General features: G+C 73.9%; 11 protein-coding genes. All 11 read left to right on the top strand.

Annotated elements, in window-relative coordinates; translation table 11 throughout:
- Window positions 1-42 precede the first annotated feature (42 nt).
- The 11 genes from EDD39_RS00625 (at window position 43) to EDD39_RS00575 (ending at window position 13,875) form a co-directional block, all read left to right on the top strand.
- Window positions 43-579, top strand: coding sequence for an LOG family protein (locus EDD39_RS00625; RefSeq protein WP_030919470.1), 537 nt, complete (start codon window positions 43-45; stop codon window positions 577-579).
- Between the two features lie 11 nt (window positions 580-590).
- Entirely contained in the window at window positions 591-1,280 is a 690-nt protein-coding gene (locus EDD39_RS00620; protein WP_123552749.1) for an SDR family oxidoreductase, read from the top strand.
- 120 nt (window positions 1,281-1,400) lie between these two features.
- Entirely contained in the window at window positions 1,401-2,372 is a 972-nt protein-coding gene (locus EDD39_RS00615) for a methionine synthase (protein WP_244257069.1), read from the top strand.
- On the top strand, window positions 2,369-4,726 hold the full coding sequence (gene ligA / locus EDD39_RS00610; RefSeq protein WP_244256550.1) for an NAD-dependent DNA ligase LigA: 2,358 nt from the start codon (window positions 2,369-2,371) through the stop codon (window positions 4,724-4,726). Before EDD39_RS00615 ends, ligA begins: the two co-directional genes overlap by 4 nt.
- Window positions 4,727-5,028: 302 nt before the next feature.
- Window positions 5,029-6,618 (top strand): putative bifunctional diguanylate cyclase/phosphodiesterase, encoded by a 1,590-nt coding sequence (locus tag EDD39_RS00605; RefSeq protein WP_123552746.1) that lies wholly within the window; start codon window positions 5,029-5,031, stop codon window positions 6,616-6,618.
- A 192-nt stretch (window positions 6,619-6,810) separates the two neighbouring features.
- A complete protein-coding gene (gene gatC / locus EDD39_RS00600; RefSeq protein WP_030460841.1) occupies window positions 6,811-7,107 on the top strand; it encodes an Asp-tRNA(Asn)/Glu-tRNA(Gln) amidotransferase subunit GatC in 297 nt (98 codons plus the stop codon).
- A 5-nt stretch (window positions 7,108-7,112) separates the two neighbouring features.
- Window positions 7,113-8,606 (top strand): Asp-tRNA(Asn)/Glu-tRNA(Gln) amidotransferase subunit GatA, encoded by a 1,494-nt coding sequence (gene gatA / locus EDD39_RS00595; RefSeq protein WP_123552744.1) that lies wholly within the window; start codon window positions 7,113-7,115, stop codon window positions 8,604-8,606.
- A complete protein-coding gene (locus EDD39_RS00590; protein WP_030919494.1) occupies window positions 8,603-8,842 on the top strand; it encodes a hypothetical protein in 240 nt (79 codons plus the stop codon). The genes gatA and EDD39_RS00590 overlap by 4 nt, the downstream gene beginning before the upstream one ends.
- 27 nt (window positions 8,843-8,869) lie before the next feature.
- Entirely contained in the window at window positions 8,870-10,369 is a 1,500-nt protein-coding gene (gene gatB / locus EDD39_RS00585) for an Asp-tRNA(Asn)/Glu-tRNA(Gln) amidotransferase subunit GatB (RefSeq protein WP_123552742.1), read from the top strand.
- Between the two features lie 192 nt (window positions 10,370-10,561).
- Window positions 10,562-10,765: a hypothetical protein gene (locus EDD39_RS00580; RefSeq protein WP_123552740.1), complete on the top strand. Its 204-nt coding sequence runs from the start codon at window positions 10,562-10,564 to the stop codon at window positions 10,763-10,765.
- A 74-nt stretch (window positions 10,766-10,839) separates the two neighbouring features.
- A complete protein-coding gene (locus tag EDD39_RS00575) occupies window positions 10,840-13,875 on the top strand; it encodes a helix-turn-helix transcriptional regulator (protein ID WP_244256549.1) in 3,036 nt (1,011 codons plus the stop codon).
- Window positions 13,876-14,101 lie beyond the last annotated feature (226 nt).

Here is a 14,101-nt window from a genome sequence, read left to right as displayed (position 1 = left end):
TTTGACCTGGGCACACGGGCCGGTGGTAGGACTGGGAGCACTATGAACATCACGGTCTTCTGCTCCGCCAACTCCCTCGACGCCAAGTACACCGCCCCGGCGGCCGAGTTCGCCCGGCTGCTCGGTGAGGCCGGGCACACGCTGGTGTGGGGAGGGTCGCACGCCGGGCTGATGGGGCAGCTCGCCGACGGGGTCAAGGCCGCCGGCGGGCGGCTGGTCGGGATCTCGGTGGAGTTCCTGCGGCACAAGGCGTACGAGGGTGCGGACGAGCTGGTGACGATGCCCGACCTGCCGACCCGGAAGGCCGAGCTGCTGGCCCACGGGGACGCGCTGGTGGTGCTGGTCGGCGGGGTCGGGACGCTGGACGAGATCACCGAGGTGCTGGAGCTGAAGAAGCACGGCCTGCACGACAAGCCGGTGGTGGTCCTGGACAGCGAGGGCTTCTACACCGGCCTGCGCCTCCAGTTGGAGCGGATGGACGCCGAGGGCTTCCTGCCCCGTCCGCTCGCCGAGTTGGTGGCCTTCGCGCAGACCCCCGCCGAGGCCCTCGCCCACCTGTCCGCGCACCAGCCCCAGTAAGGAAGACCGTCGTGGGTGTCCACCTGATCACCGGAGCCGGCTCCGGCATCGGCGCCGCCGTCGCCGACAAGCTCACCGCCCGCGGCGAGGAGCTCTGGCTGCTCGTCCGCGACGCCCGCCGGGCCGCCCAGCTGCGCGAGCGCTACCCCGAGGCGAAGACCCTGGTCGGCGACCTGGACGATCCGGCCAAGCTGTCCTGGGCGTTCGGGCACCAGACGCTCCCGGTCGAACTCGACTCGCTGCTGCACGTCGCGGGCGTGGTCGAACTCGGCACCGTCGCGGAGACCCCGGTCAAGGCCTGGCAGCACCAGCTGAACGTCAACGCGGTCGCGCCCGCCGAGCTGACCCGGCTGCTGCTGCCCTCGCTGCGGCTGGCCCGCGGCCACGTGGTGTTCGTCAACTCCGGTGCCGGGCTGCGGGCCGACCCGACCTGGGGCTCGTACGCGGCCAGCAAGTTCGCGGTGCGCGCGCTGGCGGACGCGCTGCGGCAGGAGGAGCACGCCAACGGCGTCCGGGTGACCAGCGTCTACCCGGGCCGGACGGCCACCCCGATGCAGCAGAAGGTCCACCAGCAGGAGGGCGCCGCGTACGACCCGGAGCGCTGGATCGCGCCGGAGTCGGTCGCCACCGCCGTCCTCACCGCGATCGACCTGCCGCGGGACGCCGAGATCACCGAGATCACCGTCCGGCCGGGCAAGTAGCCGGGACGCCGAGGGGCGCGGGCCGTTTCCCGCGCCCCTCGCGCGCCTCGTAGGCTCTCCCCCGTGACTGACGTGGACGTTTTCGCGGAGCTGGCCGGCGCGGCGACCGGGGTCGGGTCGATGCCCGGCACGGACGTGCGGGAGATGGCCCGGGGGGTGCTGGCCGAGCTGGAGCAGCTGCCGCACCTGCCCGAACTGCCCGCGCGCGGGCCGGGCGCCGACATGATCGGGCGCGGCGCCGGGCTGCTGACCGAGCTGTTCGTGCAGACCGAGCCCAGCGGGTGGCGCTTCACCGACCGCCCCGGGCGGGACACCAAGCGGGCGGTGTCCTGGCTCGGCGAGGACCTGGACGCGCTGGAGGAGTACACCCAGGGCTACGCCGGGCCGCTCAAGGTGCAGGCGGTCGGGCCGTGGACGCTGGCCGGCTCGATCGAGCTCCGGCACGGCGAGAAGGCGCTCAGCGACCCCGGCGCCTGCCGCGACATCGCGGGCTCGCTCACCGAGGGCCTGCGCCGCCACCTCGCCGACGTCCGCCGCCGGGTCCCCGGCGCCACCGTGGTGCTGCAGCTCGACGAGCCGCTGCTGCCCGCCGTGCTGGCCGGGTCGGTGAAGACCGCCAGCGGCTTCCAGCGGCTGCGCGCGGTCGACCGCCAACTCGCCGAGCAGGCGCTGCGCGAGCTGATCGGCGGCCTGGACGCGCCCGTCCTGGTGCACAGTTGCGCGCCCGGGGTGCCGATCCCGCTGCTGCGCCGGGCCGGGGCCGCCGGGATCAGCCTGGACTTCGGCCTGCTGACGGAGCGTGACGACGACGACCTGGGCGAGGCGGTCGAGGGCGGCACCCTGCTGCTCGCCGGTGTGGTGCCGTCCACCGACGCGACACCCGCCGAATCAAAAGCGGTGTCGGACCCGGCCGGTAGTGTCCAGGGTGTCAGGACGTTGTGGCGCAGGCTGGGGCTGGCCCCCGAACTGCTGGGCCGCCGGGTGGTGGTGACGCCGACGTGCGGGCTGGCGGGGGCGTCCCCGGCGTACGCGCGACGGGCACTGGCCGTGGCGGTCCGGGCCGCCCGGAGCCTGGTGGACAACCCGGAGTGACGAGCGAGGAGGACGGCGCGGTGGCGGCTGTGGAGGGCTGGGAGGAGATCCCGGCGGAGGTGCGGACGCGGCACGCCGAGCTGGCGACCGAGATCGAGGAGCACCGGGCCCGGTACTACGACCAGGACGCCCCGGTCATCAGCGACGCCGAGTTCGACGTCCTGATGCGGGAGTTGGAGGCGCTGGAGGCCGCGCACCCGGCGCTGGTGACGCCCGACTCGCCGAGCCAGAAGGTCGGCGGCGGGTCGACCGGGCAGTTCGCCCCGGTGGTGCACCGGGAGCGGCTGCTCAGCTTGGACAACGCGATGGACGACGAGGAGCTGGCCGCCTGGGCCGAGCGGGTCGCCACCGAACTGTCCGGCATCGACTACCACTACCTGTGCGAGCTGAAGGTCGACGGCCTGGCCGTCAACCTGACGTACGAGCGCGGCGAGCTGGTGCTGGCCGCCACCCGCGGCACCGGCGTGGTCGGCGACGACATCACCGCCAACGTCCGCACCATCGCGGGCATCCCGCACCGGCTGCACGGCGAGGACGTCCCGGAACTGGTCGAGATCCGCGGCGAGGTGTACTTCCCCACCGAGGAGTTCGACGCGCTGAACGCCTCCTTCGCCGAGGAGAACGAGCGCCGCCGGCAGGAGAACGAGGAGCGCGCCAAGGAGGGCAAGCGGCCCCGGGCGATGATCCGGCTGTTCATGAACCCGCGCAACGCCGCCGCCGGTTCGCTGCGCCAGAAGGACCCGCACGTCACCGCGTCCCGCCCGCTGCGGATGGTGGTGCATGGCATCGGCGCCCGGGTCGGCTTCGACATCGACTGCCAGTCGCACGCCTACCGGCTGCTGCACGACTGGGGCCTGCCCACCGCCCGGCACAACGAGGTGGTCGGCACGCTCGACGAGGTGCGGGCGTTCATCAAGCGCTTCGGCGAGCAGCGGCACTCCGTCGAGCACGAGATCGACGGCGTGGTGGTCAAGGTCGACGAGATCGCCCTGCAGGGCCGGCTCGGCTCCACCTCCAAGTCGCCGCGCTGGGCGATCGCCTGGAAGTACCCGCCGGAGGAGGTCACCGGCAAGCTCGCCGAGATCAAGATCGGCATCGGCCGCACCGGCCGGGCCACCCCGTACGCGGTGCTGGCCGCGCCGGTGAAGGTGGCCGGCTCGATGGTGCAGTACGCCACCCTGCACAACCAGCAGGTGGTCAAGGCCAAGGACGTGCTGCTCGGCGACACCGTGGTGCTGCGCAAGGCCGGCGACGTGATCCCGGAGATCCTCGGCCCGGTCTACGACCTGCGCGACGGCAGCGAGCGGGAGTTCGTGATGCCCGCGCAGTGCCCGGAGTGCGGCAGCGACCTGCGCCCGATGTCCGAGGGCGACATCGACCTGCGCTGCCCCAACGCCCAGCACTGCCCGGCCCAGGTCCGCGAGCGGATCGCCTTCCTCGGCGGCCGCCAGTGCCTGGACGTCGAGGGCCTCGGCTACGTCGCCGCCACCGCGCTCACCCAGCCGCTGGAGCCCGCCGACCCGCCGGTCGGCGACGAGGGCGACATCTTCGGCCTCACCGAGGAACAGCTGCTGCCGATCAAGGTCCTGGTGCGCGACCCGAAGACCGGCATGCCCAAGCCGGACGACAAGACCGGCCTGGAAAAGAAAGTTTCCTTCTTCGCCACCACCTCCGGCGCGCCGAAGAAGAACACCGGCGTCCTGCTGGAGAACCTGGCCGCCGCCAAGGACCGCCCGCTGTGGCGCTTCCTGAACGGCCTGTCGATCCGGCACGTCGGCCCGGTCGCCGCCCAGGCGCTGGCCCGCGAGTTCCGCGACCTGGACCGGATCTTCGCCGCCGACGAGACCGAACTGGCCGCCGTCGAGGGCGTCGGGCCGACCATCGCCCGCGCCGTCAAGGAGTGGCACGCCGAGGACTGGCACCGGGAGATCCTCCGCAAGTGGCGGGAGGCCGGCGTCGCCTTCACCGAGCAGGGCGCCGAGGAACAGGGCGAACGCCCGCTGGAGGGCCTGACCGTGGTGGTCACCGGCACCCTCGCCGGGCACACCCGGGACGGCGCCAAGGAGGCGCTGACCTCGCGCGGAGCCAAGGTCACCGGCTCGGTGTCGAAGAAGACGCACTTCGTGGTGGTCGGCGACAACCCCGGCTCCAAGTACGACAAGGCGGTCCAACTGGGCGTCCCGGTCCTGGACGACGCGGGCTTCACCGTCCTGCTGGAGCAGGGCGCGGACGCCGCCCGGGCGCACCTCGGGCTCGAACCCGCGGACGCGCCGGCGGCCGCCGACGGCGATCCGGACGGAACCGGCGCGGTGGGGGAGAATGCCGGAGAAGAGACGGCGGAGAAGGTTTCCTGACGGGTCGTTATCGTCCTGATGCCGCGTCAGCCGGGTGTTCGAGAAGGAAATCGGGCATTGTGTCACTGAACAACGCGCGGATATGACGTTGCGCTCAGAGGTGGCCCGAAAGTGCGCCCAGGCGGTGCACCCCGGCTTACCCTGGGCGCTACGAACTGTCAGCAGGAGTGTGTGGCGCCGGCCTTCCCGCCGGAGCCCCGGGGACACGCCCTCGTCTGACGTCCACCGGCACCTCTGAGGAGAGGGGTGCCTCACCGTGAGGCGGCCCCGCCGGGGGGTGGGCCCGACGGAGGACTGGGCTTATGGATCGTACGACCGGCGGCGCGCCCACACGCCCGCCGCAGGGGGTGGCAGGGGCGGTCCTGCTGCTCGGCGTGCTGCTGGCCGGGGCCGCGCCGCTCATCCCGCTGGCCGTCCTGGTGTACCGCTACGAACCCGAGCTGCTCCCGCTGTTCGCGGTTCCCCTGGCCGTGCTGGTCGCCGCCTGGCGGATCGCCCGCGACCGGGCCCGGGACCAGCTCACCGACCCGCTCACCGACCTGCCCAACCGGCAGGCCCTGCTGATCGCCACCCAGGAGGCGCTGGCCCGGCACGAGGCCGAACCCGGGTACAGCGTCGGCCTGATCCTGCTCGACCTGGACCGCTTCCGCTCGCTCAACGACGCCCTCGGCCACACCGCGGGCGACCGGCTGCTGGTGCACATCGCCCGCCGGCTGCACCGCGCCCTGCGCACCGGCACCGGCCACCCCCGGGACGGCGAGGACGGCACCGCGCTGCCCCCGCCGCTGCGCCGCGGCGAACGGCCGGTGGTGGCCCGGATGGGCGGCGACGAGTTCGCCGTGCTGCTGCCGGGGGTGGGCAGCCCCGACGTGCTGGAGCGCACCGCGAAGGCGCTGATCGCCGAACTCGCCGCACCGATCCGGCTGGACGGCCTGCTGCTGGTGCTGGAGGCCAGCGCCGGGGTCTGCGTCTACCCCACCCACGCCCAGGACGCAGAATCGCTTCTGCGACGCGCCGACGTGGCGATGGGCCACGCCCAGCACAGCCGCAGCGGCGTCGAGCGCTACGACGAGGCCCGCGACCTCGACACCCCCTACCGGATCGGCCTGCTCGGCGACCTGCGCCGGGCCATCGAGATGAACGAGGTGCAACTGCACTACCAGCCCAAGGTGGCCTTCGACGGCAGCGTCGTCGGCCTGGAGGCGCTGGTGCGCTGGGACCGGCCCGGACAGGGACGGGTCGCGCCGGACGAGTTCATCGCCCTCGCCGAGTCCTCCGGACTGATGCCCCGGCTCACCGACTACGTGCTGGAGAGCGCCGTCGGACAGATCGCCCGCTGGCGCCACCAGGGCCTGATGGTGCCGGTCGCCGTCAACGTCTCGCCGCGCGACGTCCTCAACCCCGGCTTCGCCGCCCGGGTCGCCGGACACCTCACCCGGCACCAGGTGCCCGCCGCCGCCCTCCAACTGGAGATCACCGAACGGCTGCTGCTCGACGACAGCCGGCGCGCCGCCGACACCCTCGCCGAACTGCGCCGCTACGGCGTGCGGATGTCGCTGGACGACTTCGGCACCGGGCACTCCTCGCTGGTGCGGCTGCGCAGCCTGCCGGTCGGCGAACTCAAGATCGACCGCTCCTTCGTCTCCCGGATGGTCGCCGACGACCACGACGCCGCCGTGGTGCGCTGCTCGGTCGAGCTCGCCCACTCGCTGGGGCTCACCGTGGTCGCCGAGGGCGTCGAGGACGACGAGACCTGGGAGCGGCTGCAGGACATGGGCGTCGACGCCGTCCAGGGCTGGCTGGTCTCGGCCGCGCTGCCCGCCGACCAGGCCACCGCCTGGCTGCTGGTGCGGCGCAACGACGCACCGCCGGTGGAGTCGCTGCCGCGCTGAGCGCACCCGCGCGGGGCCCGTCCGGGACGTCCCCGGGCGGGCCCCGCGCCGCGTGTGCGGCGGCCCATGGTGCCCTACGGCAGCCTGTGGTACCCCGCGGTACCCATAGGATGGCCCCTTAGGACCGAAAGGACCGGGCGTGCCCAGCGGGCAAGGCCCGGCCCACCAGAACTCACCCTTGAGGATCGCTGCATGCCTGGCATCACGCGCGAGGAGGTCGCCCACCTCGCCCGGCTGTCGCGTCTGGAGTTGCAGGCGGAGGAGTTGGACCACTTCGCCGAGCAGCTCGACGTGATCATCGGCGCGGTCGCCCGCGTTTCCGAGGTCGCGGGGCAGGACGTCCCGCCGACCTCCCACCCGCTCCCGCTCACCAACGTGATGCGCGCGGACGAGGTGCGACAGTCGCTGACCCCGGAGCAGGCGCTGTCCGGCGCCCCGGCCAGTGAGGACCAGCGTTTCCGCGTGCCGCAGATCCTCGGGGAGGACTGACCGAGATGACCGAGCTGATCAAGTACACGGCGGCCGAGACGGCCACCGCGATCGCCAAGGGCGAGGTCTCGGCCGTCGAGGTCGCCCAGGCCCACCTGGACCGGATCGACGCCGTCGACAAGAAGGTCAACGCCTTCCTGCACGTCGACCGCGAGGGCGCGCTGGCCGCGGCCCGCGCCGTCGACGACAAGCGCGCGGCCGGCGCCGAACTCGGCCCGCTGGCCGGCGTGCCGCTGGCGCTCAAGGACGTGTTCACCACCCGGGGCATGCCGACCACCTGCGGGTCGAAGATGCTCGAGGGCTGGATCCCGCCCTACGACGCCACCCTGACGAAGCGTCTGAAGGACGCCGACGTCGTCATCCTCGGCAAGACCAACATGGACGAGTTCGCGATGGGCTCCTCCACCGAGAACTCCGCCTACGGCCCGACCGGCAACCCGTGGGACCTCACCCGGATCCCCGGCGGCTCCGGCGGCGGCTCGGCGGCCGCGCTGGCCGCCTTCGAGGCGCCGCTCGCCATCGGCACCGACACCGGCGGCTCGATCCGCCAGCCCGGCGCCGTCACCGGCACCGTCGGCGTCAAGCCCACCTACGGCTCGGTGTCCCGCTACGGCCTGGTCGCCTTCTCCTCCTCGCTCGACCAGGGCGGCCCGTGCGCCCGCACCGTGCTCGACACGGCGCTGCTGCACCGGGCGATCGCCGGGCACGACCCGCTCGACTCCACCTCCATCGACGCCCCCGTCCCCGACGTGGTCGCCGCCGCCCGGATGCGCGACGTGCGCGGCATGCGGATCGGCGTGGTCAAGGAGTTCGCCGGCGAGGGCTACCAGGCCGGCGTCATGCAGCGCTTCGAGGAGTCCGTCGAGCTGCTGCGCGAACTGGGCGCCGAGGTCGTCGAGGTCTCCTGCCCGTCGTTCACGCTGGCGCTGCCCGCGTACTACCTGATCGCCCCGTCCGAGTGCTCCTCGAACCTCGCCCGGTTCGACGCCATGCGCTACGGCCTGCGGGTCGGCGACGACGGCACCCGCTCCGCCGAGCAGGTCACCGCGCTCACCCGCGAGGCCGGCTTCGGCTCCGAGGTCAAGCGCCGCATCATCCTGGGCACCTACGCGCTGTCGTCCGGCTACTACGACGCCTACTACGGCTCCGCGCAGAAGGTCCGCACCCTGATCTCCCGGGACTTCGACGCCGCCTTCGCGGGCGTCGACGTGCTGGTCTCCCCGACCACCCCGACCACGGCATTCCCGATCGGCGAGCGGGCAGACGACCCGATGGCGATGTACCTCGCCGACCTGTGCACCATTCCCTCGAACCTGGCGGGCAACGCGGCCATGTCGCTGCCCTGCGGGCTCGCCCCGGAGGACAATCTCCCGGTCGGCCTGCAGATCATCGCCCCCGCGATGGCGGACGACCGCCTCTACCGCGTGGGCGGCGCCGTCGAGGCCGCGCTCAACGACAAGTGGGGCCACGCCCTGCTGGAGGAGGCACCGGCACTATGAGCAAGATCGAGAAGGCCAAGGGCTGGAAGCACTCGAAGCCCGGCCTCTGGCTGTCCATCGGCACCAGCGCCTTCGGCGCCGTCTCCATCGCCAAGGACATCCGCGGCGCCCGCGCCGACAACGACACCCTCAAGCTGATCAACGCCGTGGTCGGCGCCGCCGCCCTGATCACCGGCACCGCGCTCCTCGTCCGCGAGCTCAAGCGTCTCGGCGACGACGACGTCCTGCTCGGCTGAACCTCCCATGACTGAAGAAGGGACGCTGTGAGCGTCATGAGCCTGGTCTCCTACGAGGAGGCTCTCGCCTCGTACGACCCGGTGATGGGCCTTGAGGTCCACGTCGAGCTGGGTACCAAGACCAAGATGTTCTGCGGCTGCTCCACCGAACTCGGTGCGGAGCCCAACTCGCAGACCTGCCCGACCTGCCTCGGCCTGCCCGGTTCGCTGCCGGTGGTCAACGCGGTCGGCGTGGAGTCCGCGATCCGGATCGGGCTCGCGCTGAACTGCGAGATCGCCGAGTGGTGCCGGTTCGCCCGGAAGAACTACTTCTACCCGGACATGCCGAAGAACTTCCAGACCAGCCAGTACGACGAGCCGATCGCCTTCAACGGCTACCTCGACGTGCAGCTGGAGGACGGCGAGGTCTTCCGGGTGGAGATCGAGCGCGCCCACATGGAGGAGGACACCGGCAAGTCCACCCACGTCGGCGGCGCCACCGGCCGGATCCACGGCGCGGAGTACTCGCTGCTGGACTACAACCGGGCCGGCATCCCGCTGATCGAGATCGTCACCAAGCCGATCGAGGGCGCGGGCCACCGGGCCCCCGAGGTCGCCAAGGCGTACGTCGCCGAACTGCGCGAGCTGATCCGGGCGCTGGGCGTCTCCGAGGCCCGGATGGACAAGGGCCAGATGCGCTGCGACGTCAACCTGTCGCTGCGCCCCAACGGCACCGAGACCTTCGGCACCCGCAGCGAGACCAAGAACGTCAACTCGCTGCGCAGCGTCGAGCGGGCCGCCCGGTTCGAGATCCAGCGGCACGCCACGGTGCTCGGCGACGGCGGGACGATCGTCCAGGAGACCCGGCACTTCCACGAGGAGGACGGCTCCACCACGGCCGGCCGGATCAAGGACAACGCCGAGGACTACCGGTACTTCCCCGAGCCCGACCTGGTGCCGGTCGCCCCGGCCCGGGAGTGGGTCGAGGAGCTGCGGGCCTCGCTGCCGGAGCTGCCCCGGGTCCGCCGGGCCCGGCTGCAGGCCGAGTGGAACCTGTCCGACAAGGACATGCAGTCGGTGCTCAACGCCGGTGCGGTGGAGCCGATCTCGGAGACCATCGCGGCCGGCGCCCCCGCCGACCAGGCCCGCAAGTGGTGGATGGGCGAGCTGGCGCGGCGCGCCAACGAGACCGGCACCGAGCTGTCCGAGCAGCCGATCACCCCGGCCCAGGTGGCCCGGGTGTGCGCGCTGGTCGCCGAGGGCAAGCTCAACGACAAGCTGGCCCGCCAGGTCATCGAGGGCGTCCTCGCCGGCGAGGGCGAGCCGGACGACGTGGTCGCCGGGCGCGGCCTCGCCGTGGTCTCGGACGACTCCGCGCTCGGCGCGGCCGTCGACCAGGCGATCGCCGACAACCCGGACGTCGCCGCGAAGATCCGCGACGGCAAGGTGCAGGCGGTCGGCGCGCTGGTCGGCGCGGTGATGAAGACCACCCGCGGGCAGGCGGACGCGGCCCGGGTCAAGGACCTGATCCTGGAGAAGCTGGCCTGAGGTCCCTAAGGCGGTACGGCGGGGCCTAAGGAGGCTGCTTAGGCCCGCCGGGCACGGTGCCCGTCCCCGGGTGGGGGCGGGCACCGGCGTTTTCCCCGCCCGGCGGCCCGCGGAGATCGGGCAGGCTCCCGATGTGGTGCACCCCCCTGGGGGCGGAGGCTGGACACCAGCACGCAACGAGGGGAAAACACCGTGTACGAGTACGAGTTGTTCAAGGTACGGGAACGCGAACTGCACGACCGGGCCGCCGCCGAACGGCTGGCCCGGGAGGCGGCCGGTGCGCGCGCCGGGCTGGTCGGGCGGGTGGTGCGGGCGGTCCGCCGGGAGGCCGCGCCGCGGGTCAAGTCCGGTGCGGAGCAGGGCCGTTCGAGCGCCGTGGCGGGCTGTGCCGGATGACCGGCGGGCCCGGCCGGTCCGACGGGTGGGATAACCGCTCGGCCCTGTTCGAGGGCTGTGGCATGCTCACGGGCATGGAGCAGACAGTCAGCCCGGTCTTCGTCGGACGCGGCCGGGAGAGCGGCCTGCTCGGGGCCGGCCTGGACCGGGCGGGGGCGGGGGAGCCGAAGGCCGTGCTGGTCGGCGGCGAGGCGGGGGTCGGCAAGACCCGGCTGCTGGAGGAGTTCCTGGCCCGGGCCGAGGCGGACGGCGCGGTCACCGCGCTGGGCGCCTGCCTGGAGGTCGGCGCCGAGGGCCTGCCGTACGGGCCGCTCTCGGCCGCGCTGCGCCGCCTGCACCGGCGGCTCGGCCCGGAGCTGGAGCGGGCCGCCGCCGGGCTGGAGGGCCACCTCGCCCGGCTGCTGCCGGACTTCGGCGAGGCCGACGGCGAGGGCAACGACGAGTACGGCCGGGCCCGGCTGTTCGAGCACACCACCCGGCTGTTCGAGCGGCTGGCCGAGGACCGGACGGTGGTGCTGGCCATCGAGGACCTGCACTGGTCGGACCGCTCCACCCGGGAACTGCTCGCCTACCTGGTCCGCACCCTGCACCGCTCCCGGGTGCTGATCGTCGCCACCTACCGCACCGACGACCTGCACCGCCGCCACCCGCTGCGCCCGTTCCTGGCCGAACTCGAACGGCTGCGCACCGTCCAGCGGATCGAACTGGACCGCCTGGACCGGCCCGAGGTGGCCGCCCAACTGGCCGGCATCCTCGGCCCCGAGCCGCTCGGCCGGGACGTGGTGGACCGGATCCACCGCCGCTCCGAGGGCAACCCGTTCTTCGTCGAGGAACTCGCCGCCGCCTACCGGGACGGCTGCCTGGCCTGCGTCACCGAGTCGCTGCGCGACATCCTGCTGGTCCGGGTCGAGGCGCTCCCCGAGGAGACCCAGCGGATCGTCCGGATTGCCGCCGAGGGCGGCTCCCGGATCGAGCACGCCCTGCTCGCCGCCGTCGTCGCCGAGAACGGCCCCGACGGCTCCCGCACCGGCGAGGACCAGCTGATCGCCGCCCTGCGCACCGCCGTCGGCGCCAACATCCTGCGCCCCGACACCGACGGCGAGGGCTACCGGTTCCGGCACGCGCTGGTCCGCGAGGCGGTCTCCGACGACCTGCTGCCCGGCGAACGGCAGGGCATCAACCGGCGGTTCGCCACCGTCCTGGAGGCCGACCCGTCCCTGGTCCGGGCCGAACAGCGCACCGCCCGGCTCGCCGACTACTGGTACCACGCCCACCAGCCCGCCCGGGCGCTGCCCGCCGCCCTCGACGCCGCCCGCGCCGCCCGCCGCCGCAACGCCTTCGCCGAGCAGCTCACCATGCTCGAACGCGCCATCGAGCTCTGGGACACCGTCTCCGAACAGGTCCTCGCCACCACCCTGCGCCCCTACGACTGGGCCGAGACCTACCCGCCCTGCGCCTGCGACGACGGCGAGCACCACGACTGCGAGCGCCTGCAACTCGTCGACGTGCTGGCCGAAGCGGTGGTCGCCGCCCGCCGGGCCGGCGACCGCGACCGCGGCCAGGGCCTGGCCCGCCGCGCCCTCGCCCTGGTCGACGAGACCGGCAACCCGCTGCGCGCCGCCTGGTTCCGGCTCCAGCGCGCCAAGATGCTCGACCAGCTCAAGCGCAGCGGCGGCCTGGAGGAGATCCAGTACGCCCACCGCCTGGTCCGGGGCCTCGGCCCGTCCGCCGTGCAGGCCGAGGCGCTCGCCCTGGAGGCCGCGCACGGCCTGCTCCGCAACCCCGGCCCGGACGCCGTCGCCACCGCCGAACGCGCCGTCGACGTCGCCCGCCGGGCCGGCGAACCCTCCGTCGAGGTGCACGCCCGGGTCACCCTGGCCGGACTGCTCGGCGACTTCGAGGACGCCGAACGGGCCGTCGCCCTGCTCGCCGAGGCCGTCGAACTGGCCCGCCCGCTCGGCAACGGCGACGTCCACACCCGCGGCCTGAACAACCTGGCCAGCCTGCTGCTCTCGGTCGGCCGCGCCGAGGAGGCCGCCACCGCCGCCCGCCAGGGCCTGGAGGCCGCCCGCGGCAGCGGGCTGATGCTCAACACCGGCCCGATCCTCACCGGCAACCTCGCCGAGGCGCTGCTCGCCACCGGCCGCACCGAGGAGGCCGCCGCCGTCCTCGCCGACTGGGACGACAAGCCCGAGGCCGACACCCACGGCGAGTTCATGGACCGGCTGCGCGGCGAACTCGCCCTGCTCCGCGGCGACCTGACCGCGGCCGAGACCCACTGGAACACCGCCCACGCCAGCGGCGGCGGCGGCGCCCAGCCCCAGCACGTGCTGCCCACCGCCTCGCTCGGCGTCCGGCTCGCCATCCGCCTCGGCCGCCCCGAACAGGCCCGCGCCCGGCTCGCCGAAGCCCTCGACGGCACCGTCCTCACCCGGCAGGGCGGCCACCTGCTCCCGCTGCTCACCCACGCCGCCGAGGCCGAGGCCGACCAGCACCCGCGCACCCCCGAGGGCGAGGCCGCGCTGGCCCGGATCGCCGCCGAGGCCGCCCGGATCACCCCGCGCTGCGACCTCGACCGCGGCTGGGCCGCCCTGCTGGCCGGCGAACTCGCCCGCGCCGCCGGCCGCCCCACCGCCGAGCACCGGCAGCGCGCCGTCACCGCGCTGCGCGCCGCCGCCCTGCCCGGCCCGCTCGCGCTGGCCCTGCTGCGCGCCGCCGAGGACAGCGCCGCCGCCGGAGACCGGGAGAGCGCCGCCGCACAGCTCCACGAGGCCGCCGAACTCGCCCGCCGCCGCGGCGACCTGACCACCCGCCGGGACGCCGACCTGCTGGCCGCCCGACTCGGCCCGGTCCGCCGGGCCGCCGCCGACCCCGAGCCCGGCCCCGGCCTCGGCCTCACCCCGCGCGAGCGGGACGTGCTGCGCCAGCTCGCCCTCGGCCGGAGCAACCGGCAGATCGCCGAACAGCTGTTCATCTCGCCGAAGACCGCCAGCGTGCACGTCTCCAACATCCTGGCCAAGCTCGCCGTCACCGGCCGCGGCGAGGCCGCCGCACTGGCCCACCGGCTGCGGCTGTTCCCGGACGAGGAGCCCGCCACCAGCGGCTCCTGACGCCCCGTCGGACCCCGCGCCACCGCCCTCCCGCCCCGCGCCGCAACCCCCGTCGCTCCGGGCCGCAGCCCCTCCCGCCCCCGCGCCGCAGCCCCCGCCGGCGGTCCCCCGCCGCCCGCCCGCCTGCGCCGAACGGGCGATCCCGGTCCCAACCGGCTTCACGCCACCTGCGCTTCATTACTCTAAGTTGAGCGGACGTGCCAGTGCGTGACCGCAGTGGTGTAGG

Origin of the sequence: Kitasatospora cineracea (assembly GCF_003751605.1) — a bacterium.
GTDB lineage: Bacteria > Actinomycetota > Actinomycetes > Streptomycetales > Streptomycetaceae > Kitasatospora > Kitasatospora cineracea.
The sequence above is the reverse complement of the archived record's forward strand: the minus strand, read 5'-3'. Positions and strand labels throughout refer to the sequence as shown.